Origin of the sequence: Gordonia sp. ABSL11-1, assembly GCF_030315685.1 — a bacterium.
Lineage (GTDB): Bacteria > Actinomycetota > Actinomycetes > Mycobacteriales > Mycobacteriaceae > Gordonia.
The window spans coordinates 37481-62514 of record NZ_JASXSI010000005.1; the positions used below are offsets into that span (position 1 = coordinate 37481).

General features: G+C 68.3%; 26 protein-coding genes and 1 tRNA gene. 17 read left to right on the forward strand and 10 right to left on the reverse strand.

The annotated features are described in order from the left end of the window. Positions 1–16: 16 nt before the first annotated feature. From QSJ19_RS07270 to QSJ19_RS07280, 3 genes are all read left to right on the forward strand, one after another. Positions 17–313, forward strand: a complete 297-nt coding sequence (locus QSJ19_RS07270; RefSeq protein ID WP_187588856.1) for a DUF2516 family protein — start codon at positions 17–19, stop codon at positions 311–313. A gap of 61 nt (positions 314–374) precedes the next feature. Continuing rightward, complete coding sequence (locus QSJ19_RS07275) at positions 375–1217, forward strand: MerR family transcriptional regulator (RefSeq protein ID WP_286319387.1); 843 nt, start codon at positions 375–377, stop codon at positions 1215–1217. 24 nt (positions 1218–1241) lie between these two features. Beyond that, positions 1242–2444: an alpha/beta fold hydrolase gene (locus QSJ19_RS07280; RefSeq protein ID WP_286319388.1), complete on the forward strand. Its 1203-nt coding sequence runs from the start codon at positions 1242–1244 to the stop codon at positions 2442–2444. Here QSJ19_RS07280 and QSJ19_RS07285 read toward each other — a convergent pair. Next, entirely contained in the window at positions 2428–3525 is a 1098-nt protein-coding gene (locus QSJ19_RS07285) for a UDP-N-acetylmuramate dehydrogenase (RefSeq protein ID WP_286319389.1), read from the reverse strand. The two genes, QSJ19_RS07280 and QSJ19_RS07285, sit on opposite strands and share 17 nt — an antisense overlap. Before the next feature lie 73 nt (positions 3526–3598). Between QSJ19_RS07285 and QSJ19_RS07290 the strand changes: the two genes are divergently transcribed. The 6 genes from QSJ19_RS07290 to QSJ19_RS07315 all read left to right on the forward strand — a co-directional run bounded on the left by QSJ19_RS07290 (position 3599) and on the right by QSJ19_RS07315 (position 8561). Beyond that, complete coding sequence (locus QSJ19_RS07290; RefSeq protein WP_286319390.1) at positions 3599–4096, forward strand: DUF2505 domain-containing protein; 498 nt, start codon at positions 3599–3601, stop codon at positions 4094–4096. 150 nt (positions 4097–4246) lie between these two features. Next, on the forward strand, positions 4247–4756 hold the full coding sequence (locus tag QSJ19_RS07295) for a DUF2505 domain-containing protein (RefSeq protein ID WP_286319392.1): 510 nt from the start codon (positions 4247–4249) through the stop codon (positions 4754–4756). A gap of 32 nt (positions 4757–4788) precedes the next feature. After that, entirely contained in the window at positions 4789–5538 is a 750-nt protein-coding gene (locus QSJ19_RS07300; protein WP_286319659.1) for a class I SAM-dependent methyltransferase, read from the forward strand. 58 nt (positions 5539–5596) lie between these two features. Next, a complete protein-coding gene (locus QSJ19_RS07305) occupies positions 5597–6415 on the forward strand; it encodes a carbon-nitrogen hydrolase family protein (protein ID WP_286319393.1) in 819 nt (272 codons plus the stop codon). A 12-nt stretch (positions 6416–6427) separates the two neighbouring features. Further along, complete coding sequence (locus QSJ19_RS07310; protein ID WP_286319395.1) at positions 6428–7561, forward strand: LmeA family phospholipid-binding protein; 1134 nt, start codon at positions 6428–6430, stop codon at positions 7559–7561. 178 nt (positions 7562–7739) lie between these two features. Further along, entirely contained in the window at positions 7740–8561 is an 822-nt protein-coding gene (locus QSJ19_RS07315) for a DUF1542 domain-containing protein (protein WP_286319396.1), read from the forward strand. 74 nt (positions 8562–8635) lie between these two features. On the opposite strand, the gene purU is transcribed toward QSJ19_RS07315, so the two are convergent. Then, a complete protein-coding gene (purU, locus tag QSJ19_RS07320; protein ID WP_286319660.1) occupies positions 8636–9523 on the reverse strand; it encodes a formyltetrahydrofolate deformylase in 888 nt (295 codons plus the stop codon). A 63-nt stretch (positions 9524–9586) separates the two neighbouring features. On the opposite strand from purU, the gene deoC reads away from it, so the two are divergent. Then, positions 9587–10264: a deoxyribose-phosphate aldolase gene (gene deoC / locus QSJ19_RS07325; RefSeq protein WP_286319398.1), complete on the forward strand. Its 678-nt coding sequence runs from the start codon at positions 9587–9589 to the stop codon at positions 10262–10264. A 16-nt stretch (positions 10265–10280) separates the two neighbouring features. Here deoC and QSJ19_RS07330 read toward each other — a convergent pair whose 3' ends face one another. After that, positions 10281–11270 carry an NAD(P)/FAD-dependent oxidoreductase gene (locus QSJ19_RS07330; protein ID WP_286319399.1) on the reverse strand — a complete coding sequence of 330 codons (990 nt, stop codon included), beginning with the start codon at positions 11268–11270 and terminating at the stop codon, positions 10281–10283. Between the two features lie 29 nt (positions 11271–11299). After that, complete coding sequence (locus QSJ19_RS07335) at positions 11300–12157, reverse strand: class I SAM-dependent methyltransferase (protein WP_286319401.1); 858 nt, start codon at positions 12155–12157, stop codon at positions 11300–11302. A 48-nt stretch (positions 12158–12205) separates the two neighbouring features. On the opposite strand from QSJ19_RS07335, the gene QSJ19_RS07340 reads away from it, so the two are divergent. Next, positions 12206–12769: a helix-turn-helix domain-containing protein gene (locus QSJ19_RS07340; RefSeq protein WP_286319403.1), complete on the forward strand. Its 564-nt coding sequence runs from the start codon at positions 12206–12208 to the stop codon at positions 12767–12769. 99 nt (positions 12770–12868) lie between these two features. Then, positions 12869–14137: a L,D-transpeptidase gene (locus QSJ19_RS07345; RefSeq protein ID WP_286319404.1), complete on the forward strand. Its 1269-nt coding sequence runs from the start codon at positions 12869–12871 to the stop codon at positions 14135–14137. Positions 14138–14205: 68 nt separating this feature from the next. Here the strand turns inward: QSJ19_RS07345 and QSJ19_RS07350 are convergent, their stop codons facing one another. After that, positions 14206–14976: an SDR family NAD(P)-dependent oxidoreductase gene (locus QSJ19_RS07350; protein WP_286319405.1), complete on the reverse strand. Its 771-nt coding sequence runs from the start codon at positions 14974–14976 to the stop codon at positions 14206–14208. Between the two features lie 43 nt (positions 14977–15019). On the opposite strand from QSJ19_RS07350, the gene QSJ19_RS07355 reads away from it, so the two are divergent. From QSJ19_RS07355 to QSJ19_RS07365, 3 genes are all read left to right on the forward strand, one after another. After that, positions 15020–16141 (forward strand): ROK family transcriptional regulator, encoded by a 1122-nt coding sequence (locus tag QSJ19_RS07355; protein WP_286319408.1) that lies wholly within the window; start codon positions 15020–15022, stop codon positions 16139–16141. A 67-nt stretch (positions 16142–16208) separates the two neighbouring features. Beyond that, entirely contained in the window at positions 16209–17021 is an 813-nt protein-coding gene (locus tag QSJ19_RS07360) for a transglutaminase-like domain-containing protein (protein ID WP_286319409.1), read from the forward strand. A 4-nt stretch (positions 17022–17025) separates the two neighbouring features. Next, entirely contained in the window at positions 17026–18138 is a 1113-nt protein-coding gene (locus QSJ19_RS07365) for a zinc-binding metallopeptidase family protein (RefSeq protein ID WP_286319410.1), read from the forward strand. Positions 18139–18232: 94 nt separating this feature from the next. On the opposite strand, the gene otsB is transcribed toward QSJ19_RS07365, so the two are convergent. The 4 genes from otsB to QSJ19_RS07385 form a co-directional block, all read right to left on the reverse strand. Next, positions 18233–19024, reverse strand: a complete 792-nt coding sequence (gene otsB, locus QSJ19_RS07370; RefSeq protein ID WP_286319411.1) for a trehalose-phosphatase — start codon at positions 19022–19024, stop codon at positions 18233–18235. After that, positions 19021–20562 (reverse strand): alpha,alpha-trehalose-phosphate synthase (UDP-forming), encoded by a 1542-nt coding sequence (locus tag QSJ19_RS07375; RefSeq protein ID WP_286319412.1) that lies wholly within the window; start codon positions 20560–20562, stop codon positions 19021–19023. Before QSJ19_RS07375 ends, otsB begins: the two co-directional genes overlap by 4 nt. 3 nt (positions 20563–20565) lie before the next feature. After that, the gene (locus QSJ19_RS07380; protein WP_286319413.1) at positions 20566–20727 is read right to left on the reverse strand and encodes a hypothetical protein; all 162 of its coding nucleotides are present in this window, start codon (positions 20725–20727) and stop codon (positions 20566–20568) included. Positions 20728–20853: 126 nt separating this feature from the next. Continuing rightward, positions 20854–22302 (reverse strand): threonine/serine exporter family protein, encoded by a 1449-nt coding sequence (locus QSJ19_RS07385; RefSeq protein ID WP_286319415.1) that lies wholly within the window; start codon positions 22300–22302, stop codon positions 20854–20856. A 4-nt stretch (positions 22303–22306) separates the two neighbouring features. Here QSJ19_RS07385 and QSJ19_RS07390 point away from each other — a divergent pair. Beyond that, a tRNA-Thr gene (locus tag QSJ19_RS07390) sits at positions 22307–22378 on the forward strand. A gap of 42 nt (positions 22379–22420) precedes the next feature. Here QSJ19_RS07390 and QSJ19_RS07395 read toward each other — a convergent pair. Continuing rightward, positions 22421–23323 (reverse strand): formylglycine-generating enzyme family protein, encoded by a 903-nt coding sequence (locus QSJ19_RS07395; RefSeq protein WP_502876118.1) that lies wholly within the window; start codon positions 23321–23323, stop codon positions 22421–22423. Positions 23324–23464: 141 nt separating this feature from the next. Here QSJ19_RS07395 and QSJ19_RS07400 point away from each other — a divergent pair, with 141 nt between their 5' ends. Next, a complete protein-coding gene (locus QSJ19_RS07400) occupies positions 23465–25009 on the forward strand; it encodes a carboxylesterase/lipase family protein (protein WP_286319418.1) in 1545 nt (514 codons plus the stop codon). Positions 25010–25034: the final 25 nt, after the last annotated feature.

Genomic DNA, 25034 nt, shown 5'->3' on the forward strand with positions numbered 1-25034 from the left:
GGATCTCCTGAGTGTCATGGCCTACGGGCAGAATCTGATCCTGCTCCTCCTCACGGTGGTCGCAGGTGTCGCGTCCGCGGTGGCCCTGGTGCATGCCGCGCTGCAACGGTCCGATGCGTTCCCGGCCGTCGATCGGCAGAGCAAGGTCATCTGGGTCTCGATCCTGGCCGTGGCAACGCTGTTCATCTGGCTGTTCGGCGCGGTCAACTTCCTGGGGCTCATCGGCGTCGTCGCGATGCTCGTCTATCTGGTGGATGTGCGCCCGCGGGTCGACGACATCCAAGGCAAGCGCTGGTTCAGCAAGCGGGCGTGACCGACGCCTCCTTCGGCGCGGTTCGTTGGGGTCGGGAATCCGACGTGAATACACTGGCGAAGTGGCCGAGTATCGGATCAACGACCTGGCACAGGCGTCCGGGGTCAGTGTGCGCAACATCCGCGTCTATCAGGACCGCGGACTGTTGCCGCCGCCGACGATCCGGGGGCGCACCGGGTGGTACTCCGACGAGCACCTGGTCCGCCTGAACCTGATCTCCCGCATGCTCGAACGCGGCTATACGTTCGCGACGATCAGCGAGCTCCTGCACGCCGCTCACCACGGCATGCGGGTGGAACAGATCTTCCGTGGCGCACCGAAGAGCGGCCGCTTCCGCAACTTCAAACGTGCCGCCACGATCACCATCACCGAGCTGCGCAAGACCCTCAACGCCAGCGACCGGTCGATCGCCCTGAGCCAGAAACTCGGCCTCCTCGCGAAGGACGGCGCCCACTACGCCATCCGCAACCCCGAGCTCCTCGAAGGTGCCGAGACGCTGGTCAAGGCGGGCATCGACATCGACATGCTGCTCGACCGCTGGGTCCGCGTGCAGGACGACCTCGAGGATGTCGCCAGAAGCTTCGTCTCGATCATCACCGACAAATACTTCGACGAGAAGCTGCCCGATCTGGGAGAAGAGCAGGTCAGCAAGATGGCCGAGCTGATCCAGACCGTGCGCCCGATGGCGCACGAGATCGTCGAGTCGACGTTCCGCACCGCGTTCGACAAACAGATCTCGGCGGCTATCGGAGAGGCCAGCACCTACTTCGACGCGTCGGCACCCGACGACACCGGTGCCGACGACCCGGTTCCGGGTACCGGCGTCGACGGGGCGGACGCCGACCATCAGGACGTCGGCGACGCGACCGACGACATACGAGCCGTGGGGGACCGGTCCGACTGAGACCGACAGACACGAGGGGGAATGATGAGTACACGACAGAGCCGAAAACGGGCGAGAGCCACCCGACCGGCGGCACGGCAGACCGCGACGATCGCGACGGGCGCGGTCGCCGCCGTCGGAGTCGGGATCGTCGCGGTGGGTGTGGGAACCATTTTCGCGGGACTGGTCCGCGCGGCCTTCCGCGCCGAACGCGCCGTCGACGACGGGCCCGACGATCTGCTGACGGTGCCCGCCGACGCTCCGCGACGTCGCTGGGTGCGGACCGTCGACGGTGCTCGCCTGAACGTCGAGACGTACGGACCCGACGGTGACATGACAGACGGCGGCACCGCCGGCCGTGGCACCTCCACAGACGGTGACACCGCCTCCGACGGCGACATCGTCGTAATGGTCCACGGCTGGACGTGCAACATCGCGTATTGGTACCCACAGATCAACCACCTGGCGTCGAAGCGGGAGGTCGTCGCCTACGACCAACGCGGACACGGCAGCAGCGATCTCGGCCGAGCCCGACCGACCATCGCGATGCTCGGTCAGGACCTCGACGCGGTGTTGTCGGAGGTCGTGCCGGAAGGCCGTCGCGCCGTCCTCGTCGGCCACAGCATGGGTGGCATGACCATCATGTCCTGGGCCGCCCAGCACCCGGAGAAGGTCGGCAGCTTCGTGTCCGAGGTGGTCCTCACTTCCACGGCGGCCAAGGCGGTGATGCAGAATCACCTGCTCATCCCGGTCGACCTGCCGCGCTACACCAAGCCGTTCGAGGCGACTGTCGGCAAGCTCGTCACGTCGGCGCCGGTGCCGCTGCCGCGCACCAACCGCGGGTCGCGGCTGTCGCACTACATCGCCCTCGGGCCGAACGCGCGTAAGGCGCACGTGGACTTCGTCGACGAGATGATCATGGCGTGCCCGCCCCGCTCCCGGGCGGGCTGGGGGTCGGCAATGGGCAAGCTCGACGTCACCGCCGGTCTCGAGGCACTCACCGTCCCGACGACCGTCGTCGTCGGCACCGACGACCGGCTCACCCCACCGCTGCACTCCGAGCAGATGGCAGATGTGCTGCGGCGCAACGGAAATCTTCGCGACCTGGTGATCCTCGACGGTGTCGGGCACATGTCGAGCATCGAGGCCGATGTCCGCTACAACGAGTTGCTCGACGGCGTGCTCGCCGACACCACCCGCACGGACGACCCGGTGTCGAGTTCGGCGACGTCTACAGCGAGCAGTTGACCAGGACCGGTTCCGGATGTAGGGAGACGCCGAACGCCTGACGCACGCCGTCGCGCACGTCGCGCGCCAGGTCGAGTAGTTCGTCGGTGGTGGCGTCACCCCGATTCGTCAGGGCGAGTGTGTGTTTGGTCGACAGGCGTACGGGTGACGACGGCCCGGGATATCCGCGCGCATAACCGGCGCGTTCGATCAGCCATCCCGCCGACAGCTTGACGCCGTCGTCGGCCGGGTAGGTGGGGACGGTGATGTCGGGGCCGACCTTCTCCCGGATGCGCGACAACACGACGGAGGCGTCGTCGGCGGTCAGGATCGGGTTGGTGAAAAACGATCCGGCACTCCAGGTGTCGTTGTCGTCGGCGTCGAGCACCATGCCCTTGCCGCTGCGCAGCGCCAGCACCTGCTCCCGGACCGCGACGGCATCGGTCCGTTCGCCGGGTTCGATACCCAGCGTCGACGACAACTCGCGGTAGCGTAGCGGCTGACTCGTCCGGGAGTCGTTGAGCCAGAACGAGACCGCGACCACCACGTGATCGTCGCGGTGCTTGAGGGTGCTCGTGCGATAGTCCAGGCCGAGCTCGTTCGGGGACACCCACCGCAGCACCCCCGCGCGCCGATCGAGCACCTGGACGCTGCGGAGCAGGTCGGCGACCTCGACGCCGTAGGCGCCGACATTCTGCACCGGTGTCGCGCCGGCCGCCCCGGGAATCCCCGAAAGGCATTCCAGCCCACCGAAACCTGCGTCGAGGGTGGCGGCGACGAGTTCATCCCAGTTCACCCCGGCGTCGGCGGTCACATGTGGTCTGCCCGACTCGCGGCCGGTGCCGAAGTCGACCTGTGAACTCTCGATCACGACCGCGGTGCCGTCGAACCCCTCGTCGGCGATGACGAGGTTCGACCCGCCGCCGATCAGCAGCGTCCGCTCGCCGGCGTCGTCGAGTGCGGTGATCTGATCGACCAGGGAGCGGGTGTCGTCGCATCGGACGATCGCCCGGGCCGGACCACCGAGATGCAGTGTCGTCAGCGCGGCGAGGCGCGTGTCCTGATCCGGTGCGGTGGTGCGGTCGAGGCCTGAGTGGGTCACCCGTGTAACCGTAGCCGTACCGCACTGCTCACACACCGGGCCTCATGCGCGGACGCTCCGGTACTCTCCCCTCATGGCCAGCAAGATGGAACACGCGGTGTCCTATCCGATCTCGGTACCCCGGCTCTGGCAGGTCCTGTCGACCGAACAGTATTGGCGCGATCTCCTCGAGGCGATCAACTCCAGCCACGGCAAGCTCGAATCGTTCGCGGCCGGTGAGGACACGATCACCGTCACCATGCAGCAGGGTGTCCCCGAGGAGAAGTTGCCCTCCATCGTCACCAAGGTACGGCCCGGCGATCTCGAGATCCCACGCCGCAGCACCTTCACCCTCGCCGGCGATCAGATCACCGGCGAGATCGTCGCGACGGTCGCCGGAGCGCCCGCCACGGTGAACGGCACCCTGGTGACCAGCGGTGATCCCGCGACGACGACGTACAAGGCCGACGTCGAGGTCAGCGTGCCGTTCGTCGGCGGCAAGATCGAGAAGGCCATCATCGACCAGCTCGTCGAACTCCTCGACTCCGAGAGCGACCAGACGATCTCGTGGGAGGCGGCGCACCCTTCGTGACGACGCTCCGCAGGCTCCGCGTCGCCTCCGGGGGGCGGGTGGTGACGACGCTCCGCAGGCTCCGCGTCGCCTGTTCGATCACTGACGAGCGCAGCATCACGAAAGGCTGCGACTTGGGAGGACACGAATCGCTGACGTAGCCTGGTCGCCATGGCACGACGGCTCAGCTATTCGGCGCGCTTCACCCATCCCGCGGAGACGCTCTACAAGGCGCAGAACACCAGGCAGTACTGGGATGACATGATGGCGGGCTTCCAGATGATCTCGCCGCACTGCGAGGTCGATTTCTTCGTCTCCGACGAAACGGGCATGCGGGTCGTCCTCAAGCAGACGATCGGTCGTGATCAGCTGCCGCCGCTCGCGCAGACCGTCCTCAAGAAGGACATGGTCATCACGCGTGAGGAGTCGTTCGGTGTGTTCGACACCGACAACACCAAGGGCACCTACAACGCCTCCATCCCCGCCGGGCCGGGCAGCCTCGACGGCTGGCAGGAACTGTTCCCCACCGACACGGGATGCACCATCCGCAAGACCACCGAGGTCAAGGTCTTCATCCCCTTCGTCAACGGCAAGCTCGAACAGCTCATGCTGGTCAACCTCGTCGACCTGTTCCGCGCCGAGGCCGAGTACGCGGCCGACTGGGTGAAGAAGAACCTCTGAACCGATCCCGCCGGTCCACACCGGCCGGCCGCATCACCCGCGGCACCACCAACATCAACCGGCTGCGCCGGGTGGATCGGTGGATGGCACATGATCCCGGGATCGTCCGGGCGCTGACCGACGTCGCACGCCCCCTCGTCGTCGACCTCGGCTACGGTGCTCGTCCCGACACCACCGTCGAGATGGCCCGCCGACTCCGACGGGTTACCCCTGACCTGGAGATGGTCGGCCTCGAGATCGATCCGGAACGGGTCGTTGACGACGTCGACGGGGTACGGTTCGCCCTCGGCGGCTTCGAGATGGCCGGACTGAGTCCGCACCTGGTGCGCGCCTTCAACGTGTTGCGGCAGTACGACGAATCCGAGGTCGACGCCGCCTGGACGCAATTGCGGTCCGCCCTGGCACCCGGCGGACTCATCGTCGAGGGCACCTGCGACGAGATCGGCCGCCGATGCTGCTGGATCGTCCTCGACGCCGACGGCCCGCGCAGCCTGACCCTGTGCTGGGCGCCGGATCACAGTGATCGTCCCTCCGATCTCGCCGAGCGGCTGCCCAAGGCGCTCATCCACCGCAACGTCGACGGTGAACGCATCCATGAACTGCTGGTGCTGGCCGACCACTGCTGGGACGTCGCCGCCACCCACGCGGCCTACGGGCCGCGCCTGCGCTGGCGGCACGCGCTGACCCTGCTGCGCGACCGAGGTGTCGACGTCGCGATCCCCCGCGGCCGCACCGTCGACAACATCCTGACCGTGCCGTGGCCGGCGGTCGCGCCGCGCTGACCTCTCGCGTCGCGAGAACGCGGGTGACCCGGCGGGGACCGTCACTACGCTGAGTCGCATGAGAATCGCGATGGCGCAGATCAGCTCGGGCACCGATCCGACCGCGAACCTGGAGATCGTGGAGACCGCGACAGCTGAGGCCGCCGCCGGCGGTGCCGACCTCGTGGTGTTCCCGGAGGCGACGATGTGCCGGTTCGGCGTGCCGCTCGGCCCGATCGCCGAACCGATCGACGGTCCGTGGGCGACCGCGGTGTCCGCGATCGCCGCGCGGCACGGGGTGACCGTCGTCGCCGGGATGTTCACCCCCGACGGCGATCGCGTGCGCAACACGCTGATCATCGCCGGAGCGGACGGCGCAATCGGCTCCTACGACAAGATCCACCTCTACGACGCGTTCGGGTTCGCCGAGTCACGCACGGTCGCCCCCGGTGCCGAGCCGGTGACCTTCGACGTCGGCGGGGTCACGGTCGGGGTGGCGACCTGCTATGACATCCGGTTCCCGGCGCTGTTCACCGAGCTCGCAGCACGCGGCGCAGCGGTCATCGTGGTGCCCGCGTCATGGGGAGCGGGTCCCGGCAAGGTGCACCAGTGGGAGGTCCTCGCGACCGCCCGGGCCCTGGATTCCACGACGTTCGTCGCGGCCGTCGGACAGGCGGTACCGGCCGACGACTCGGTGCGAGAGTCGTCCGCGCCCACCGGAACAGGTCACAGCCAACTCACAGATCCCTTCGGTAGCGTGGTCGCCGCATACGACGAAGGCGTGCACGTCGGAGTCCACGAGGTCGACGTCCGCGCAGTGGAGAAGGCACGCGCCGCTCTTGCCGTGCTGACCAATCAACGGCCTATTCGACAGGCCTCGGAACCTTTGACCAGCTGAGGACCTCACGACATGACCGACGACAGCGAGAACGCCAACAAGAACGCCACCGGTGGCGGCGACAATCCGAACGGGCCGGCCGACGGCGCGCAGTCCGGGCACGCTGATCAGCAGCCGGACCCGCGAACGGCGCCGAGCGGCGATCCCACCGACGCGACCGAGAAGCTGAACACCGAGCGGATGGACACGGCGACGCCGACCGAGGAGTCGCCGCGCGCATACTCACAGGTGGGTCGGACCGACACGGCACAGTTCCAGGACCCCGGCCACACCGCACAGTTCGGCCATGACGACGGCTTCGCGCCGATCCCGCCGGGCGCCCACACCGGCACACAGCCCGGCGTCGTCTCGACCGCACCGTCGCGACGCAGCCGCGGAAAGATCATCGGTGCCATCGCGGCCGCCGTCGTGTTGGTTCTCGTGATTGCCGCGGTCGGCAGCGAACTGTACCTGCGTAACAAGGCCACCGATTGCATGGAGAGCGCCTTCACCGAACTCACCGGCACCGAGACCAACGTGTCGCTGAGCCGGAAACCGATGTTGCTGCAGGGTTTCGGCAACGACATCCCGTTCGTCCAGGTCGACACCGTCGACCAGCCGGGACAGATGCGTCTGCACGCGCGCGCCGAGGGCATCCACGAGGACGGTGACCAGTCGAGCATCCGCTCGCTCGTCGGCTCCGGGTACGTACCGTTCGAGCGCATCGTCGCGATGAGCAAGACGGCGCAGACCGGCGCGACGTCGCCGGGCAACGGGACAGGCGAGGGAGCCTCCGGCCTGATGCAGGGCGCGACCATCGAGTCGGTGACCGGCAACGCCGCCGAGGGAACCATCCAGGTCGACTCCGCGGTCCAGCTCGCCTTCCTGCCGATCCCGGTCTCCACCACCATCAAGCCGGTGCTGCAGGACGGCCGGGTGCGCTTCGAGGTCGTCAAGGCCAACGCGTTCATCTTCGGCATCCCCGCCGACTACGCGCAGCAGGTCGTCGACCAGGTGTCCGGATCGATGCTCGGCTCCTTCTTCGACGACGTCACCGTGACCGACCTCGAGGTCACCGACCAGGGTGTCGACTTCGCCGTCGACGGCCGCGACGTCGCGCTGAGCGGTCAGGTCACCGGCGGCTCCGGGGAGTGCTCGGCGGCCTAGCGGACACTGCGCTCCCGGATCCTCGCGATCGGTGGCCGCCCACCTGCACCGATCGTCGGCCCCGAGGTCCCCACGGAATCGCCGGTACGCTGGGGGATGTCCGATTTTGCCGGTCTTGCCGGGCCGCCCGCATGGTGCCCGAGGGGACAGGTGAGGTGTACCCACAACGGAGGAGAAGATGAGCGCACTGATCCTGATCGCTCTCGTGGTCGTGATCGTCGTCGGCGTCATCGTGGTGTCGCAGCAGAGGTCGGGGGCCAATGCCGCCCGATCGCTCGACGACGCCAAGGCCGACGCACGCCAGGCGATCGAACGTCTCGGTGGCCAGGTGTTCATGCTGGTCGGCGACGGCCCGGCATCCAAGCAGGCCCTGGCCGACGCGGGTGAGCGTTACACCGCGGCTGGGTCCCAGATCGAGCAGGCCACGTCTCCTGCCCAGGCCCGACTGGCCAAGCAGACCGCCATCGAGGGTCTCTACTACATCCGCGCCGCGCGGTCGGCGATGAACCTCGATCCCGGTCCCGCCATCCCGGAACTCGACGGGCAGAAGAGTGCCGGTGCTGTCACCGAGGACCGGACCGTCGACTTCGAGGGGCGCCAGATCGAGGCGTCGCCCGGGCCGTCGGAGCGGACCCCCAACTACTATCCGGGCGGCCGTGTGGCCGGGCGCCCCGTCCCCGCCGGCTGGTACTCCGAGCCGTGGTGGAAGCCGGCGCTCGTGGCCGGCGCGTGGGGTATCGGCTCGATGTTCCTGTTCTCGGCGATGTTCTCGGGCATGGCGGGAGTCAACTACGACGCGAATGCCTTCGAGAGCGGTGCCGGTGACGGATCGGATGCCGGGGCTCTCGATGGCGGCGACGGAGGCGATGCCGGCGGCGACATGGGCGGCGATGCCGGTGGTGACGGCGGTGGCGACGGTGGAGGCTTCTTCGACGGCGGCGGTGGCGACGGCGGCGGATTCTTCGACGGCGGCGGCGACTTCGGCGGATTCGACTTCTGACCTGACGTCATCTTGGGGCACTAGGGCACTAGTCCGCGCACCGCGCGGACTAGTGCCCCAAGATGTTCTGCGCCTCAACTGAAGACGACGGTCTTGCGGCCGTGCACGAGGACCCGGTCCTCGAGGTGCCAGCGCAACCCGCGCGACAACACGAGCGTCTCGATGTCGCGGCCCTGGCGGACCATGTCGGCGACCGCATCGCTGTGATCGACCCGGATCACGTCCTGCTCGATGATCGGTCCGGCGTCGAGGTCGGCGGTCACATAGTGGCAGGTCGCCCCGATCAGCTTCACCCCTCGTGCGAATGCCTGGTGGTAGGGCCGTGCGCCGATGAAACTCGGCAAGAAGCTGTGGTGGATGTTGATGGCGCGTCCCGCCCAGGTCTCGCAGAGCTGCGGCGGCAGGATCTGCATGAATCGCGCGAGTACCACCGCATCGGGTGAATAGCCGTCGACGAGGCGTGCGAGCTCCTCGAACGCCGCCCCCTTCTCACCCGCCGGAAACGGGACGTGATGAAACGGCACGTCGAACCGGGTGACCAGATCCTCGAGATCGTGATGGTTGCCGATGACGGCCGACACCGTGGCCGGCAGTTCGCCGCGGTGCGCCCGACCCAGCAGGTCGACCAGGCAGTGTGTCTCCTTGCTGACCAGCAGCACCACCGACTTCGGGGAGCCGGTGTCGGTGAGCCGCCACTCTGTGCCGTCGCCGAGTTCGGCCGCGACCTCGGCGGCGAATCGTGCGCGCATCTCGTCGACGTCCATCGCGACCGACCCCGCGCGGACGGTCTGGCGCGTGAAGAACCACCCGGTCTCGGGATCGGAATGATAGCCGGCCTCGGTGATCCAACCGCCGATCTCGGCGAGGAAACCGGAGATCCGGGCGACGATGCCCGTGCGGTCGGGGCACCCGAGCGTCAGGACGTAGCGGCGGTCGGCGTCGGATCGGGCAGCGTCGGTCACGGTCGTCTCGGCGCGGGTCGTCTCTGGTACGGGCACGACAGCCAGTGTGCCAAGCTCGTCTGTGTGATCACCACCGACCTGACCCGCCGCGACGTCGCGGCCATCGTCGACCACACGCTGCTCAAGCCGGAGGCCACCCGATCGGCCGCCGAGGCCACCGCCGCCGAGGCGGCCGACCTCGGTGTGTACGCGGTCTGCCTGTCGCCGTCGATGCTGCCGATCGACACGGGGGCGCAGAAGACGTGCGTGGTGGCCGGGTTCCCGTCGGGAAAGCATCATTCGCTGGTCAAGGCCGCTGAGGCCCGGCTGGCCGTCGACACCGGCGCCGACGAGGTCGACATGGTGATCGACGTCGGCGCGGCGGTCGACGGCCGGTTCGACGAGGTCTTCGCCGACGTGCTGACGGTCCGGGAGGCCGTCGGCGACGACGCCGTGCTCAAGGTCATCATCGAGTCCGCGGCGCTACTGGAGCTGGCCGGATCCGACACGGTCACCGAGGTCTCCAAGCGGGCGGCGCAGGCCGGCGCCGCATTCGTGAAGACCTCCACCGGATTCCACCCGTCGGGCGGCGCGAGCGTGGAGGCAGTCCGCCTCATGCGCGCGGCCGTCGGCGACCGCGTCGGGGTCAAGGCCAGTGGCGGGATCCGGACCGCGGAGTTCGCCGCCGAACTCATCGCGGCCGGTGCGACCCGCCTCGGACTGTCGGGCTCGCGTGCCGTGCTCGACGGCTTCCGGGACTGACCCTCTCGACCAGGCCTCAGGCGTCGACCCGCGTCCGCCTGGCCTCGACCGCTGCGCGGGTGTCCTCGGCGATGAGGTCCGCGTTGATGGCGGCGCCCGCGCTCACCCCGGCACCCATCGACACGGCGACCGTCGCCGCCAGGTCCGCCACGTTGCCGGCCGCCCACACACCGGGGACGTCGGTGATCCCCATCGGGCCGGTGGCGACGTACTGTCCGCCCATCGGGTGATCGGCGAGCGTGCCGCCGAGTCGGGTGAACAGTTCGGACCGGACGACGAATCGGGGTGCGACGACGACCGCATCCAGTTCGACCTCGGAGCCGTCGGACAGCACGGCCGCTCGCAGTGCGCCGTCGACGCTGTCGAGGTGATCTACAGGGCCGTCGACGACACGGACATCGAGCGCCGAGAGCTGTTTCGCCTCGTCGGCCCCGAGTTCGACGTCGTGTGCCAGGAATGTCACGTCGTCGCTGAGCTGGCGGAACATCAGGGTCTGGTGGACCGACATCGGACCGGTCGCCAGGATGCCGATCCGTCGCCCGCGGACCTCCCACCCGTGGCAGTACGGGCAGTGCAAGACGGTCGAACCCCACAGGTCTGCGACCCCTGGGACATCGGGCAGTTCGTCGACGAGGCCGGCGGCGAGCAGGATACGACGCGCGTCGATGACCGTGCCGTCGGCGAGCGTCACCGTGAAGCGGCCGTCGTCGGACAGCGCAGCGTCGATGACCTCGCCCGTGCGGATCTCCACCCCGTACGCCCGGGCCTCCGCGCGACCGCGTTCGAGGAGTTCCAGCGGTCCGATGCCTTCGTGGCCGAGGACATTGTGAGCTCCGTGGGCGCCGGGAGCGAAGCGAGCGGGCCCGTCCGCGCCGGCCGGTGCGTTGCGGGGGGAGCCTGCGTCGATGACAACGACCGATCGGCGGGAGCGCGCGAGGGTTGTCGAGGCGCTCAGGCCTGCGGGTCCGCCGCCGATGACGGCGACGTCGAAACTGGTGGTGCTCATGGGCTTTCCTCTCGGATGAAGGGATCAGGTCAGGCCGGCCGACGGGCCAGCCAAGCGACGCGGCGCGCCTGCACGACGAGGTCGTCGCGGGCGGCCAGGGAGGTCGGACCGTCGCCGAGCAGACGATCGAGGACTGCGCGATCGTCGTCGGGGATCTCGTCGGCCAGGCCGTCGCGGGCCCGGCCGATCCAGAACGCTGCGTAGTCGCGGGACGTGCCCGGTGGGTTGTCGATGTGGGTCACGATGTCGGCGGTGTCGACGAGGTCGAACCCGGCGGCAGCGATGGTCGACGACCAGTCGGGATGTGCGTTCCAGTGGCGAGCGTTGGCGGTGGCGCGCAGTCGGCGCTCCACCTCGCCCTCGGCGGTGCCGGCGGGCAGGAACGTGGGCAGTTCGTCGATCTCGACGACCGCCAGCACGCCACCCGGACGCATCGCTGCGAAGGTCGACGACAGCAGGGCGCCGGGGTCGGCGAAGTGATGCATGGTCGACGAGGCCCACGCGACGTCGACGTCGCACACCTCGGCCGGCAGGGCGCTGTCGAGGTCGGCGGTGACGGTGCGCACCCGGTCGGCGATGCCGTCGCGGGACGCCGCTGCCGCCACCCGTTCGAGCAGGTCGGTCGAGTTGTCCAGGGCGACGACCTCGGCGGTCGGGAACCGACGGGCCAACGCGAGGGTGCCGGTGCCGGTGCCCGAACCCAGGTCGATGATGCGCGCGGGACGCGGGGAGAGCCCCTCGATCCGATCGGCCACGTCGTCGAGGTAGTGGCCGGTCACCGCGGCGTCGAGGTCGAGCAGCGTTGCCATCGACCCGGCGTCGGGCTGGTCGTGACCGGGAGTGCCGTGCGGGTGGCCGTGTGTGTGGGCGTGGTGCGTGTGTGCCATGAGTGTCAGGCTAGCGGCGGAATGCGCCAAGGGCATACGCTCTTGCGTATGGAGCAAGAAATCGATGCAGTCGTCCGCCAGCGGATTCGGGGCCTACGCGTGGCCAAAGGATGGACGCTGGACTCGATGGCGGCCCGATGCTTCCTCAGCCCGTCGACTCTCAGCCGCATCGAGACCGGTCATCGCCGGGTCGCGCTCGACCAGCTGGTCCCGATCGCCCGTGCGCTGGGAACGTCGCTCGATCAGCTCGTCGAACCCGTCGGCGACGACGACGTCGTGATCCGGCCCGAGCCGCATTCGTCGTCGGGGATGACGGTGTGGAAGCTGTCCCGCGACAACACGCCCGGCGGGGTGACCGTGGCGAAGATGCGGGTCACCCCGGAGCATCACGTCGACCCGGATCATCTCGGCGTCCACCCGGGACGCGAATGGTTCACGGTGATCTCCGGGACCATCCGCCTCTACCTCGGCGACCGGGTCATCCTGGTGCCGCCCGGGCAGGCGGCGGAGTTCTCGACGATGATCCCGCACGGGATGACCGCCGTCGACGGGCCCGCCGAGATCGTGTCGATCTTCGACCACGAGGGCGAGCGGGTGCACATCCCCGGATGACCGCCAGACAAGTCGGGTCGTGTGTCCGACTGACTACTCAGACACATCACAGCTGGCAGAGCCGGTTCGAGGCGCTCAGATCGGTACGCTGGAGACGTTATGAGTGCGAATCCCCCTCTCACCCGCCGGTCCGTGCTGACCGCCGCCGGGCTCGGCGCCGTCGGCCTCGCCGCCGCGGCATGTTCGCGTGGCGGCACGACGACCGAGGACGGCACACCGAAGTCGCCGACCGTCGACATCGTCTACACGCCAGCCCTGGATTCCGACGACGCGCCGAACCCCACCGCCACCGTGTCGGTGCGAGCAGAGAACGGCCAGCTCAACCCGGACGTGAAGCTGCTCAATGCGAGTGGCAAGGCAGTCGCGGGCACGATGTCGGACGACCAGAAGACGTTCACGATCACCGAACCGCTGGGCTACGGCTCCCAGTACACATGGCAGGGCAGCGCGGTCGGCTTCGACCGCGTCTCCACGCCCATCAGCGGGTCGTTCACGACGTTGTCGCCGAAGTCGCAGATCAACGTCGTGGTCAACATCGGAGACGGACAGGAGGTCGGCATCGCCGCGCCGATCATCCTGAAGTTCAACGACACCGTCCAGGACAAGGAAGCCGTCGAGAAGGCGCTCGAGGTCACCACCGACCCGCCGACCGAGGGCGCGTGGGCGTGGCTGGGTGAGGACAACGGCTCCCGCGCGCACTGGCGCACGAAGGAGTACTACAAGCCCGGCACCAAGGTCCACATGGACGCCAAACTCTACGGCGTGGATCACGGCGACGGTGCCTACGGCGCCGCCGACGTCACGAGCGACTTCACCATCGGGCGTTCGCAGATCGTCAAGGCCGAGGCGTCGTCGCACCAGATCGTCGTCGTCCGTGACGGCGACGTGCTGATGACCCTGCCGTGCAGCTACGGCGGGGGAGACCTCGACCGCAACGTCACGCGATCGGGCATCCACGTGGTGACCGAGAAGTACGAGGACTTCTTCATGAGCAACCCCGCCGCGGGGTACTTCAACATCCGCGAGCGGTTCGCCGTCCGCATCTCGAACAACGGTGAGTTCATCCATGCGAACCCGGAAACCGTTGGCGTGCAGGGATCGTCGAACGTCACCAACGGATGTGTCAACCTGTCGCTGGAGAACGCGCAGCGCTACTTCGAGTCCGCGATCTATGGTGACCCGGTCGAGGTGACCGGCACGCGGATCGCGTTGTCGGAGGCCGACGGCGATATCTTCGACTGGATCTTCGACTGGTCGTCCTGGACCGGGATGTCGGCGATCAAGGGCGACCCGGACCAGGTGAGCGCTCCCGCCACGCCGTCCGGCGCCCCGACCTCGAACGCCCCGGCCCCGGCACCGGCGGGCTGAGGGGGAAAGTCGTTGGTGCCGAGCGTGATTCGGTGCCGAGTCGCTGCCCGTGGCGTGCGCTCGGATCCTCAGCCGGTCGTGACGTTGCGGCGCGCGGAGGCCTGATCGCGCGGCTTGATGATGATCTGATCCAGATCGACGTGGGGCGGTCGTGACGCGACGAAACCGATCACCTCGGCCACGTCGTCGGCGGTCAGCGGGGTAAGGCCCTGGTAGACGGCGTCGGCGCGCTCCTGATCGCCCTCGAATCGCACCAGCGAGAAATCGGTCTCGACCATGCCGGGTGCGATCTCGGTCAGCCGCACCGGTTTTCCGAGAAGTTCGTAGCGCAGCGTCCGGTGCATGACGCCCTGCGCATGCTTGGCCGAGGTGTAGCCGGCACCGTTGTCATAGGCCTCGAGCGCGGCGATGGAGGTTATCGTCACGATGAGTCCATCTCCCGACGCGACCAGTGCCGGCAGCAACGCCTTGGTCATCCGGAGGGTGCCGAGCACGTTGGTCTCCCACATCCATCGCCAGTCGTCGAGGTCGGCGGTCGCCACGGGATCCAGGCCCTTCGCGCCGCCGGCGTTGTTGACGAGGACGTGCACCGTGTCGAGACCCTCCACGAACGCATTCACCGAGGTCTCGTCGGTGACATCGAGCGGGCGACCGGTGCCGCCGATCTCGGCGGCGAGCTCCTCGATGCGGTCGGTCCGGCGCGCTCCCAGCACCACGTGATAGCCCTGCGCGGCGAGCTGGCGGGCAGTCGCGGCGCCGATGCCGGAGCTTGCCCCGGTCACCACAGCGACCTTCTTCTCGGACGTCGACGAACCTGGCTGTGCCGTGCTGCTGCTCATGTGTTCAGCTTAACGACGGGTCGCGCGTTGCTACATTCGTCCCATGTCGTTGACCGGAGTCGTGCCCGCGGCGCTCCAAGTGGGTTCGATCCCCGCGGCGGCGGTGCTACAGGCAATCCGCGTGAGTGGTCCGGTGACGCGCGATCATCTCGCCGCGGCGACCACATTGTCGCCGGCGACGATCAACCGCCAGGTCACCACGCTGTCGCGGCTGGGGCTGGTCGTCGAACGTCCCGATCTCGTCGACCCCGGCGGCATCGGCAGACCGAAGAACCCGCTGACCCTCGATCGGGACCGGCTCTGCGTCGCCGGGATGCACATCGGTGCCCGCCGGACGTTGCTGGCCATCGCCGACCTCGGCGGGCGCACTCTCTACAGCCACGCGGTGCTCACCCCGCACGACGCCGCCGGTGTCGCTGATCTGTGTTCCCAATTGCGGGATCTGGCAGCACGTTTCAGTGGCCGGAGGCTGTTGTGGGCCGGTGTCGCCTCCGGTGGTGTGGTCGACGCGACGACCGGCGTCATCGATCACCCGGTGCTGGGATGGAGGCGGGTGGCGGTCGGCGCGCAGCTCGCCGATCAGCTCGGTGTACCGGTGTCGGTGTGTGAACACGTGCAGGCGATGGCCGCCGCCGAGCTGATGCTCACCCATCCGCGGGAGTTCGAGGGCACCGGGCTGTTCTTCTACGCCCGCGAAACCGTCGGCATGGCACTGTCGATCGACGGCAAGGTGCACATGCCGTTGCGTGGTGCCGGATCGATCGCGCACCTTCCCGTCGACGCACCGCACCTCGCTCCGGGCGGACGTACCTGCCTGCAGGAGGTGGTCGGCAGTGCGGCGGCGCGTCGCGCGGCGGAACGGTTCGGCGTGGCGGAGAACTCGTCACTCATCGTCGACGAGCGGGCCGAGGTGCTCGGGACCGCCGTGGCGATGCTGCGCGACGTCATCAACCCCGACGCCATCGTGGTCGCCGGCGACGCCTTCGCGGCCCATCCGCACGGGCTCGCCCCCGTGCAGGCGGCCTTCGACTCCGCGACGACGATCCGGCGTCCGCTCGAGATCGCGCCGTCGCGCTTCGGGATTCGGATCCAGGAGAGCGCCGCCGTCGTCGTCGCGCTCAGCGTCATCTACACCGACCCGGTCGCGGCCACCGTTCTCGATTGACGGCGACGCGGCCGGTCGCGGTCACTCCCGCCGCGACCGCGCTGCCGACATGACCTACCGTAGGGGCATGACCACGCCTCCGCGCGACGTCGCCGCCTCCCTCGAGGTGTACGTCTCCGCTGCCACCGAGCTCGAGCTGCAGATCGCCGTGGCGAAACTACCGGGGCTGACACTGACAGAGGACCTGACGGTGAGCGTCGACGGCGAGCCGGTGGAACTCGAGGAGATCGTCGCCGACCACGGCAGCCGCATCCACCGCTTCCAGGTGGACTCCGGGCTCGTCGCGATCGACTACACGGCGAGCGTCGAGACACCTGCCGACCCGATCCCGGTGTCGGAGACCGACCGCTCGATCTACCTGCGTCCCAGCCGATATGCGGAGGCGGACAAGTTCTTCGGCTTCGTCGCGGGGCAGTTCGACATGGACCTGTCGCCGGCCGCACTGCTCGAGCAGGTGACCGCGTATGTCGAGAGCCGGCTCAGCTACATCCCGGGCGCGAGCGATCCGATCGACGGTGCCGCCGACACCCTGCTCGCGGGTGCCGGGGTCTGCCGCGACTACGCCCACCTCGTCGTCGCACTGCTGAGGGCGCTGAACATCCCGGCGCGCTTGGTCGCGGTGTATGCCCCGGGCTGCGATCCGATGGACTTCCATGCCGTCGCCGAGGCGATCATCGACGATCAGTGGGTCGCCGTCGACGCCACCCGGCTCGCGCCGCGACAGAGCCTGGTGCGCATCGCCACCGGCCGCGACGCCGCGGACACCGCGTTCCTCGACAACCATCGTGGGACGATCAACCTGAACTATTACAAGGTCACCGCCACCGTGCGGGGGGATCTGCCGACGGACACCGGAGGGGAGCGCATCAGCATAGGCTGAGGCCATGCATGCGCTCACGTGCCCGATCTGCAATGCGTTGTCGGGCTTCGTCAATCAACGATGCCCGGAATGCGGGACCACCGTAGGGGTCCATCTGCCGTCGCGCTCGTTGCTCGTCGCGTCCGAGGAAGGCGTCGACGTCGGCGGCCGACGTTGGGTGCGGTGCTCGAACTGGGACACCACCGGCTGCAACTGGCTGACGCTGGCAGAGGTCGACGACAGCTCGATCGGACTGCGCGGCAGGTGCTTTCCGGGATCACTCGTACGCCGTCACCCCGACGCCGACGACACGATCGCCCTCGAGAAGCTCACCTCGACGTCGCGGGACATGCGGATGCTGATCTATCAGCTCGTCGATCTGGGTCTGCCGGTCGAACCGTTCTGGCGCACCGACGGCGGGCTGGCCTTCGATCTCTTGTCCAGTCAGACGGCCGGGCAGCAGGTGCTGATCGGGCACGCCAACGGGGTCATCACCATCGATCTGGCCGAGTCGCTCGATGCCTACCGGGAGCGACTGCGGGTGGATCTCGGCGAACCGTATCGGACCATGCTCGGCCATTTTCGCCACGAAGTCGGCCACTACTACGAGCACATCCTCGTCGAAACGGGCAATGGGGCCACGGAATACCTCGACAAGTGCCGAGAGATCTTCGGTGACGAGCGGGCGAGTTACGCCGACGCCATCGACCGCCACTACAGATTCGGGGCGCCGCGCGACTGGCGCAAGTCCTACATCTCCGAGTACGCCACGATGCATCCGTGGGAGGATTTCGCGGAGTGCTTCGCGCATTACCTACACATCACCGGGACCATCGACACCGCACGCGAGTCCGGTCTCATGCTGGAGAGTGATCAGGTCAGGTTCACGATGAATCGGGACATCGTGCCCTTGGAGTCGTATGCCGACGAGCCGATCGAGAGACTTCTCTACGATTGGAAATGGTTGTCCACCATGTTCAATCGGGTGAACGCCGCGATGGGTCGTCGCCCGCTGTACCCCTTCGAGATCCCGCAACCAGTGGTCCGCAAACTCGGATTCGTCCACCGGGTGATCCGGGAGTCGGCACGGCGGTCGACCGTCGTCGACCCGCTCGTCGACACTCCGGCTCCCGCCTGACCCGACCAGGGCACAGTCAGCGAATTCCAGGGCACAGTCGGCGGAAATCCAGAGCACAGTCGGCGAGGAGCTGGACCTGGTCCGCGGATCGGTGTCAGGGCCGGGCGGACAACCACTCTCGACGACGGGCGGTCACGAACTCGAGCACGGTGGCCACGTCGTCGGTGTCCTCGATGCGGTAGGCGGCGCAGGTGTCGCCCTGACCGACCTTGATGCCGACGTCACCGGAGTCGGGGTGCAGGTGGGCGAAGGCCTTCTCGTCGGTGACGTCGTCGCCGAGGTAGACGACGGTGTCGGCGCCGAAGCGTTCACGAAGGACGTCGAGCGCGTGACCCTTGCTCGTCTCGATGACCGCGAGTTCGATGACGGCCTTGCCCTCGGTGACCTCGACGCCCGGCCACGCGGCCGGGCCCGTCCGAGCCCTGTCGAGCGCGGCGTCGGCGTCGGCGGGCGCGGCGTTGCGGACGTGCAGTACGGTGCTCGCCGGTTTGGTCTCCACTGTCGAACCCGGGTGATCGGCTGCGATGGAACGCAATTCGGCAATGAGGCGCTCGAGCAGTGCGCGGTGGTCGTCGGTGATCTCGACCGCGAAACCGGAGTCGAACTCGCTGCCGTGACTGCCCACCAGAACCACCGGCACGGCCAGGCCCGACAGCTCCGACAGTACACCCAGTGCCCGTCCGGACACGACGGCGACGGCCGTGTCGGGGAGCTGACCGGCCGCTTCGATCGCCGCGATCGACGCCGGGTTCGGGACGGCGTCCTCGGGGCGGGACACCAGCGGGGACACGCAGCCGTCGTAGTCGGAGGCGACGAGTAGTCGAGGTGACTCGGCCGCGCCGATCAGGGCCTCCCGCAGGTCGGCCGGGATTCCGGTGGCGCTCATGAATCGATGCCGGACTCGCTGCCGGTCACGAGATGCACGCCACGGTTGGCGTCGGCTTCCGTCTGCGTGGTCGACGCCAGCGCGCCGAGGAAACTCTCCGCCCATTTGGCGACGTCATGGGTGAGCACCTGCCGTCGCAGGGCCCGCATCCGCCGACGACCCTCGTGCATCGTCTGCTCGGCAGCGGCCTCGATCGCATCCTTCACACCGTCGAGGTCGTACGGGTTGGCCTGATAGGCCGACCGCAACTCCGCAGCGGCGCCGGTGAATTCGCTGAGCACGAGTGCGCCGCCCAGGTCGCTGCGGCAGGCGACGTACTCCTTGGCGACGAGGTTCATGCCGTCACGCAGGGGAGTCACCAGCATGACGTCGGCGGCGACGAAGTAGGCGATGAGCTCCTCGCGGGGCACCGGCCGATGCAGATACTGGATGACGGGCTTCCCGACGCTGCCGTAGGCGCCGTTGATGTTGCCGACGAGTTGCTCGATGCCGGCACGCATCCGCACGTAGCTGTCGACGCGCTCGCGGCTGGGTGTGGCCAGCTGGATCATCACCGTGTCGGCGGGATCGATCCGTTTCTCGGACAACAACTCCGACAACGCCCGCAGTCGGACATCGATGCCCTTGGTGTAGTCGAGGCGATCGACGCCGAGCATGATCGTCGTGGGATTGCCGAGTTCCTTGCGGAGGTCGGCGGCACGCGAGCGGATCTCCTTCGACTTCGACTTGGTGTCGAGGTCGCCGGAATCGATCGAGATGGGGAACGCGCCCACCCGCACGGTCCGGAAGCCGACCTGGACGACACCGAACCGCGACCGGACACCGACAGTGCCCTTGCTGGTGGCCTGTCCGGCGAGACGCCGGGCGAGGAACAGGAAGTTCTGGGCACCACCGGGCAGGTGGAACCCGATGAGGTCGGCGCCGAGCAGACCTTCGACGATCTCGGTGCGCCACGGGAGTTGCATGAAGAGCTCCACCGGCGGGAACGGGATGTGCAGGAAGAAACCGATCTTCAGGTCGGGGCGCAGCATCCGCAGCATCTTCGGTACCAGCTGGAGTTGATAGTCCTGGATCCAGACGATCGCGCCCTCGGCGGCCGCCTCGGCGGCCTTCTCGGCGAATCGTCGGTTGACCTCCACGTAGGTGTTCCACCATTCGCGGTGGTACTCCGGCTTCACGATGACATCGTGATAGAGCGGCCAGAGCGTGGCGTTGGAGAATCCCTCGTAGTACTCGGCGATCTCCTGCGTCGACAGCGGCACCGCGCGGATGTCGACGCCTTCGATGTCCGGGTTGTCGTCGGAGTCGGCGATTCCCGACCACCCGACCCAGGCCCCGGTCTGCGACCGCAGGATGGGTTCGAGTGCGGTCACCAGACCGCCGGGACTCCGCTTCCAGTTGACCGTCCCGTCGGGGAGCACTTCCTTGTCGACGGGCAGGCGGTTGGCGACGACGACGAACTCGGCGTCGCCTCGGTGGTGGTCGGCATCGTGGCCGTCAGGGGCCCCGCCGTTCGAAACGTGCCCGGACTCCGCCATGCGTCAGGCGTTCTCGCCCGGCGCGATCCCCAACATGGACAGGAGCATCCGGCACTCGTCGGCGTCGGTCGCGTAGGCGGCGACGACGCGACGCGCCGAGATGGCGGTCTCGTCGGCTACCGGCTCCAACTCGTCGTCGGCGATGTCGGTGGTCTTCGCAGGCATTCAGGTCCTCGTGCTTCACATCGGTGTGCGCAACGGCGGCAGCCGGAGGCGATCGCGCGGTCAGTGCGCGCGAACACCGATTCTACCTGCTCGTGCCGGTCACGCTCGGTGCAGACCCGGCCCCGGTCAGCGCCGCCGATATCCCTGCAACCGGTTGCGGCGCAGCATCGACATCCAGGCGGGCCGCACGGCCAGCTGCGGACGACGCAGCGATCGGGCGATGAACTCGCCCAATGTCACGCCGGCGGCGAGTGAGCACCCGATGGCGAGCGCGCTCGCGACCCAGGTGAAGCCATCGAGGGTCTGGTCGTTGAGGATGCCGTACAGCCCGCGGTAGATCGCGAGACCCGGCAGTAGTGGCGTGATGCCGGCGACCGCGACGACCAGCGGAGGCGTCAGCGCGCGACGGGCGAGGAGACCGCCGACGAGGCCGACCGACGACGCGGCGATGCCGTTGGCGACGACGTCACCGATGGGGAGGAAGGTCGAGCCCGCGACGATCGCTGCACCGATGAAGCCGCCCATGAACGCGACCGGCAGTGCGCGCTTCTCGGCGTAGCTGGCCAGTGCGTAGGCGAGCGCCGCGACGGCGCCCGCGACGATGCGGGGACCGACGTCGACGGCGGCGAAACTCGTCGACGTGTCGATCGCGGGCAGGATGATGCCGATGCCCTCGAGGAGCTGGATGGCGATGCCGACGCCGGCGATGATGCCGCCGGTCATCAGCAAGACCTCGAAGAATCGGGCCACACCGGTGATGGGTGCACCCGTGATCGCGTCCTCGACGGAACCGACCAGCGACAGCCCGGACAACAGGACAGTGACCCCGGCGGCGATGACCAGTGTCGGTTCGATCTGGATTCGCAGGGTCTCGGACGCCCCGTACAGCAGTGCTGCAGGTACGACGGCGATGAAGCCGCCGATCGTCTGTTGGAAGAAGGTGGGCAACCCCCATCGGTTCAGTCGCCGGTTGACGCTCACGATGACCGACGTACTGACGAGTGCGACCAACGCGCCGACCAGACCACCGCCGAGCAGCACGGCGATACCGCAGGCCATCAGACCCCACGCGCCGGTCGCGACGAGATACGGGTACGGGTGTGGCGCGGTGATGATCTCGTCGACCATCCGGTGGGCCGTCGACGGCGTCAGTGCCATGTCGCGGATGCGACGCACGAGCCGGTCGATCTGCGCGAGCCGGGTGAAGTCCATCGAGCGGTAGTAGACCTGCTCCATCGTGGTGATCGGCGGCAGCGTGGCACCGCGGCGGGCACTGACCACGATGGTGTTGTACGTGACGTCGACGTCGACGTCTTCGAGACCGTAGACACCGCAGACGAACGTGATCTGCTGCTGGGTGTCGATCGCGGCGGTGCCCGAATCCAGCAGCACCGCACCGATCTTGGTGGCGAGGTCGAGGACCTCGGTGATGGCCGCGACGTCGAACCGGTCGATCGGCTTGCGCGGCGACACCATGATGCTGCCCGGCTCGATCGTGTCGATCGTCGCCTGGCTGTCACCGATCAGGCGGACGGGGTTCAGGAACCCCAGTGCCCGGCCGATATACTCGCGCACGCATGCCTCCTTAGCTCAGTGGTAGAGCACTCGCCTTGTAAGCGAGCGGTCGTCGGTTCAATCCCGACAGGGGGCTCCGAAGAAGTTCTCCGGCGTCATCGGGCCCAGACGACAACGGTCATTGTGGTTCACCAGGTTCCGGCGTGTGACGGGACTCATCCCGATGTCGGATCGGGGTGCTGATCACGCACCGGAAACCGAGGTTGGCCGTCGCCGAATCGTCGGACTGCGCCGACCTCGCGGCCGGGCGATACCGGCGGCAGTACTCCGGTGCACACAGGAACGATCCGCCCTTGGTCACCCGCATGACCTGGGGCGACGTCGTGGGCGCCAGCAGATCGGGTCGACCGTCGGCCTCGACCGGGGTCGTCCCCGGCACGACGTGACGGGGCACGTACACGTCGGTGCAGCGCTCCCAGACGTTGCCGATCATGTCGACGAGACCGAAGCCGTTCACGGGGAACGAACCGACCGGCGACGTCGAGCCCCAGCCGTCGTTGCGGTACGGGAAGTCGCCACGCCAGGTGTTCGCCATGTCGACCCCGTCCGGCCGCATCTCGTCACCCCACGCGTAATCGCGGCCGTCGGCGCCACCGCGGGCGGCGTACTCCCATTCCGACTCCGTGGGCAATCGCCGGCCGGCCCACCCGGCATAGGCCGCGGCATCGCGGTAGGCGACGTGCACCACCGGGTGATCGGGGCGCTCGTCGACGTCGGACCCGGGGCCGAGCGGTCGCCGCCACGAGGCGCCGGGCTGCCATCGCCACCATTGCCGCCAGTCGCGCAGATCCACCGGTCCCGACGTCGGAGCGAACACCAGTGATCCCGCGACAAGCTCTGCGGGGTCCGCCTCGGGGAAGTCGGCGGGGTCGATGTCCTCCTCGGCGACGGTGACATACCCGGTGTCCTCGACGAAGGCCGCGAACTGGGCGTTCGTCACCGGATGACGTTCGATGGCGAACGGTTCGACGACCCGTTCGTGCGCGGGTCGCTCCTCGGGATAGTGCCGATCCGAGCCCATCCGGAATCGTCCGCCGGGCACCGCGATCAGATCCGTGAGTGCCACACGTCGACCCTAGTGGGCCGACCGTGATGTCGCGGCCGTCGTGCCGGTGTCGCACGTCTCAGGGACAAGACCCGTCCCAGCGGACACCATGGACGCATGTCCGATGGTCTCGTCGTCACCACCACATCCGGTCCCGTCCGGGGCAGCAGCACCGCAGGGGCCGACTCGTGGAAGGGAATCCGATACGCCGCCGCGCCCGTCGGCGATCTCCGTTGGCGTCGCGCACGCCGGCCGGAGTCGCACACCGACGTCGTCGACGCCGTCGAGTTCGGACCGGTCTGCCCACAGGAGCGCAACCCGGCGATCGCACTCGGCAAGGACGCCGTGATGGACGAGGACTGCCTGTTCCTCAATGTGTGGCGACCGGCGGGCGCGGAGACACCCTCGGCGCCACTGCCGGTGATGGTGTGGCTGCACGGAGGCGCCTACGTCTTCGGCTGCGGAAGCCAGCCCCTCTACGACGCCGCCGATCTGGTCGCCGGCGGTGACGTCGTGGTGGTCACTCTCAATTATCGGCTGGGGGCACTCGGGTTCGCCGACCTCACATCGCTCAACGCCGCGGACGACCCGCGATTCGAATCCAATGCCGCACTCAGTGACATCCTGCTCGCCCTCGAATGGGTGCGCGACAACATCGAGGCCTTCGGCGGGGACCCCACCACTGTCACCGTGTTCGGCGAGTCGGCGGGCGCTGGCCTGGTCACGACCCTGCTGACGATGCCGGTGGCCGACGGCCTGTTCCACCGGGCCATCGCGGAGAGTTCGCCGGCGACCTCGATGTACGACCATGCGCGGTCGGCGACGGTCGCCGACCGTTTCCTGCGGGCGGCGGGCGTGGCCCGCGACGACCTCGCCGCCCTCGATGCACTGGGGATGGACGCGATCGTGTCCGGCACCATGGCCGCGTTCACCGACGTCCCCGCGGAGAACCCGGGAACCATCGCGTTCGCGCCGGTCATCGACGGAGATCTGGTGCCCCGACATCCGATGGACGTGTTCCGCGCCGGAGAGTCGTTGTCGGTGCCGTTGCTGATCGGGACCAACAAGGACGAGGCGGCGCTCTTCAAATGGATGAAGTCGCCGCTGATGCCGATCACCCCCACCGACATCGAGCGCATGTTCGCCGCGATGACGGCCGAATACCCCGACGTCACGCTGCCGGCGCGGGCGCAGATCACCTCCGCGTACTCCGGTATGAGACCCAAGGTGGCCGGTCTGGGCGTGGCCCGCGACATCGCCTTCCGGATGCCGACACTATGGCTCGCCGAGTCACACAGCCAACACGCACCCGTCTTCCTCTACCGGTTCGACTGGGCGACCCGGATGTTGCGAGCCCTGCGTGTGGGCGCCACCCATGCCACCGAGTTGCCGTATCTGTGGGGCAATCTCGTGGCCGGGCCCAAGGACATCACGTTCACGCTGGGCGGCCGTCGAACCGGTGAGGCGTTGTCGGACCGGATGCAGCGCCGATGGGTCTCGTTCGCCCGGTACGGCGACCCGGCGGTCGACGGACCGTTGTGGCCGGCGTTCGACGAGCGCACGCGCACCACGCTGGTGATCGACGACGACGATCGCGTGGTCGACGACCTCGACGCGGACATCCGCCGGGCATGGGGTGACGAGGTGCTCAGCTTCCGGTGATCGACCTGAATTCTCGATCTCGAAT

What these genes read in the sequence shown, in the direction of transcription:
- QSJ19_RS07290 (WP_286319390.1), top strand. Translation starts at nt 3,599, where the DNA reads ATGGCCAGCAAGATGGAACACGCGGTGTCCTATCCGATCTCGGTACCC.
- QSJ19_RS07375 (WP_286319412.1), bottom strand. Translation starts at nt 20,562, where the DNA reads ATGGCGGAGTCCGGGCACGTTTCGAACGGCGGGGCCCCTGACGGCCAC.
- QSJ19_RS07365 (WP_286319410.1), top strand. Translation starts at nt 17,026, where the DNA reads ATGCATGCGCTCACGTGCCCGATCTGCAATGCGTTGTCGGGCTTCGTC.
- QSJ19_RS07355 (WP_286319408.1), top strand. Translation starts at nt 15,020, where the DNA reads ATGTCGTTGACCGGAGTCGTGCCCGCGGCGCTCCAAGTGGGTTCGATC.
- QSJ19_RS07305 (WP_286319393.1), top strand. Translation starts at nt 5,597, where the DNA reads ATGAGAATCGCGATGGCGCAGATCAGCTCGGGCACCGATCCGACCGCG.
- QSJ19_RS07395 (WP_502876118.1), bottom strand. Translation starts at nt 23,323, where the DNA reads ATGGGCTCGGATCGGCACTATCCCGAGGAGCGACCCGCGCACGAACGG.
- otsB (WP_286319411.1), bottom strand. Translation starts at nt 19,024, where the DNA reads ATGAGCGCCACCGGAATCCCGGCCGACCTGCGGGAGGCCCTGATCGGC.
- QSJ19_RS07310 (WP_286319395.1), top strand. Translation starts at nt 6,428, where the DNA reads ATGACCGACGACAGCGAGAACGCCAACAAGAACGCCACCGGTGGCGGC.
- QSJ19_RS07340 (WP_286319403.1), top strand. Translation starts at nt 12,206, where the DNA reads ATGGAGCAAGAAATCGATGCAGTCGTCCGCCAGCGGATTCGGGGCCTA.
- QSJ19_RS07380 (WP_286319413.1), bottom strand. Translation starts at nt 20,727, where the DNA reads ATGCCTGCGAAGACCACCGACATCGCCGACGACGAGTTGGAGCCGGTA.
- QSJ19_RS07315 (WP_286319396.1), top strand. Translation starts at nt 7,740, where the DNA reads ATGAGCGCACTGATCCTGATCGCTCTCGTGGTCGTGATCGTCGTCGGC.
- QSJ19_RS07400 (WP_286319418.1), top strand. Translation starts at nt 23,465, where the DNA reads ATGTCCGATGGTCTCGTCGTCACCACCACATCCGGTCCCGTCCGGGGC.
- QSJ19_RS07270 (WP_187588856.1), top strand. Translation starts at nt 17, where the DNA reads ATGGCCTACGGGCAGAATCTGATCCTGCTCCTCCTCACGGTGGTCGCA.
- QSJ19_RS07280 (WP_286319388.1), top strand. Translation starts at nt 1,242, where the DNA reads ATGAGTACACGACAGAGCCGAAAACGGGCGAGAGCCACCCGACCGGCG.
- QSJ19_RS07330 (WP_286319399.1), bottom strand. Translation starts at nt 11,270, where the DNA reads ATGAGCACCACCAGTTTCGACGTCGCCGTCATCGGCGGCGGACCCGCA.
- QSJ19_RS07295 (WP_286319392.1), top strand. Translation starts at nt 4,247, where the DNA reads ATGGCACGACGGCTCAGCTATTCGGCGCGCTTCACCCATCCCGCGGAG.
- QSJ19_RS07360 (WP_286319409.1), top strand. Translation starts at nt 16,209, where the DNA reads ATGACCACGCCTCCGCGCGACGTCGCCGCCTCCCTCGAGGTGTACGTC.
- QSJ19_RS07350 (WP_286319405.1), bottom strand. Translation starts at nt 14,976, where the DNA reads ATGAGCAGCAGCACGGCACAGCCAGGTTCGTCGACGTCCGAGAAGAAG.
- QSJ19_RS07335 (WP_286319401.1), bottom strand. Translation starts at nt 12,157, where the DNA reads ATGGCACACACGCACCACGCCCACACACACGGCCACCCGCACGGCACT.
- QSJ19_RS07345 (WP_286319404.1), top strand. Translation starts at nt 12,869, where the DNA reads ATGAGTGCGAATCCCCCTCTCACCCGCCGGTCCGTGCTGACCGCCGCC.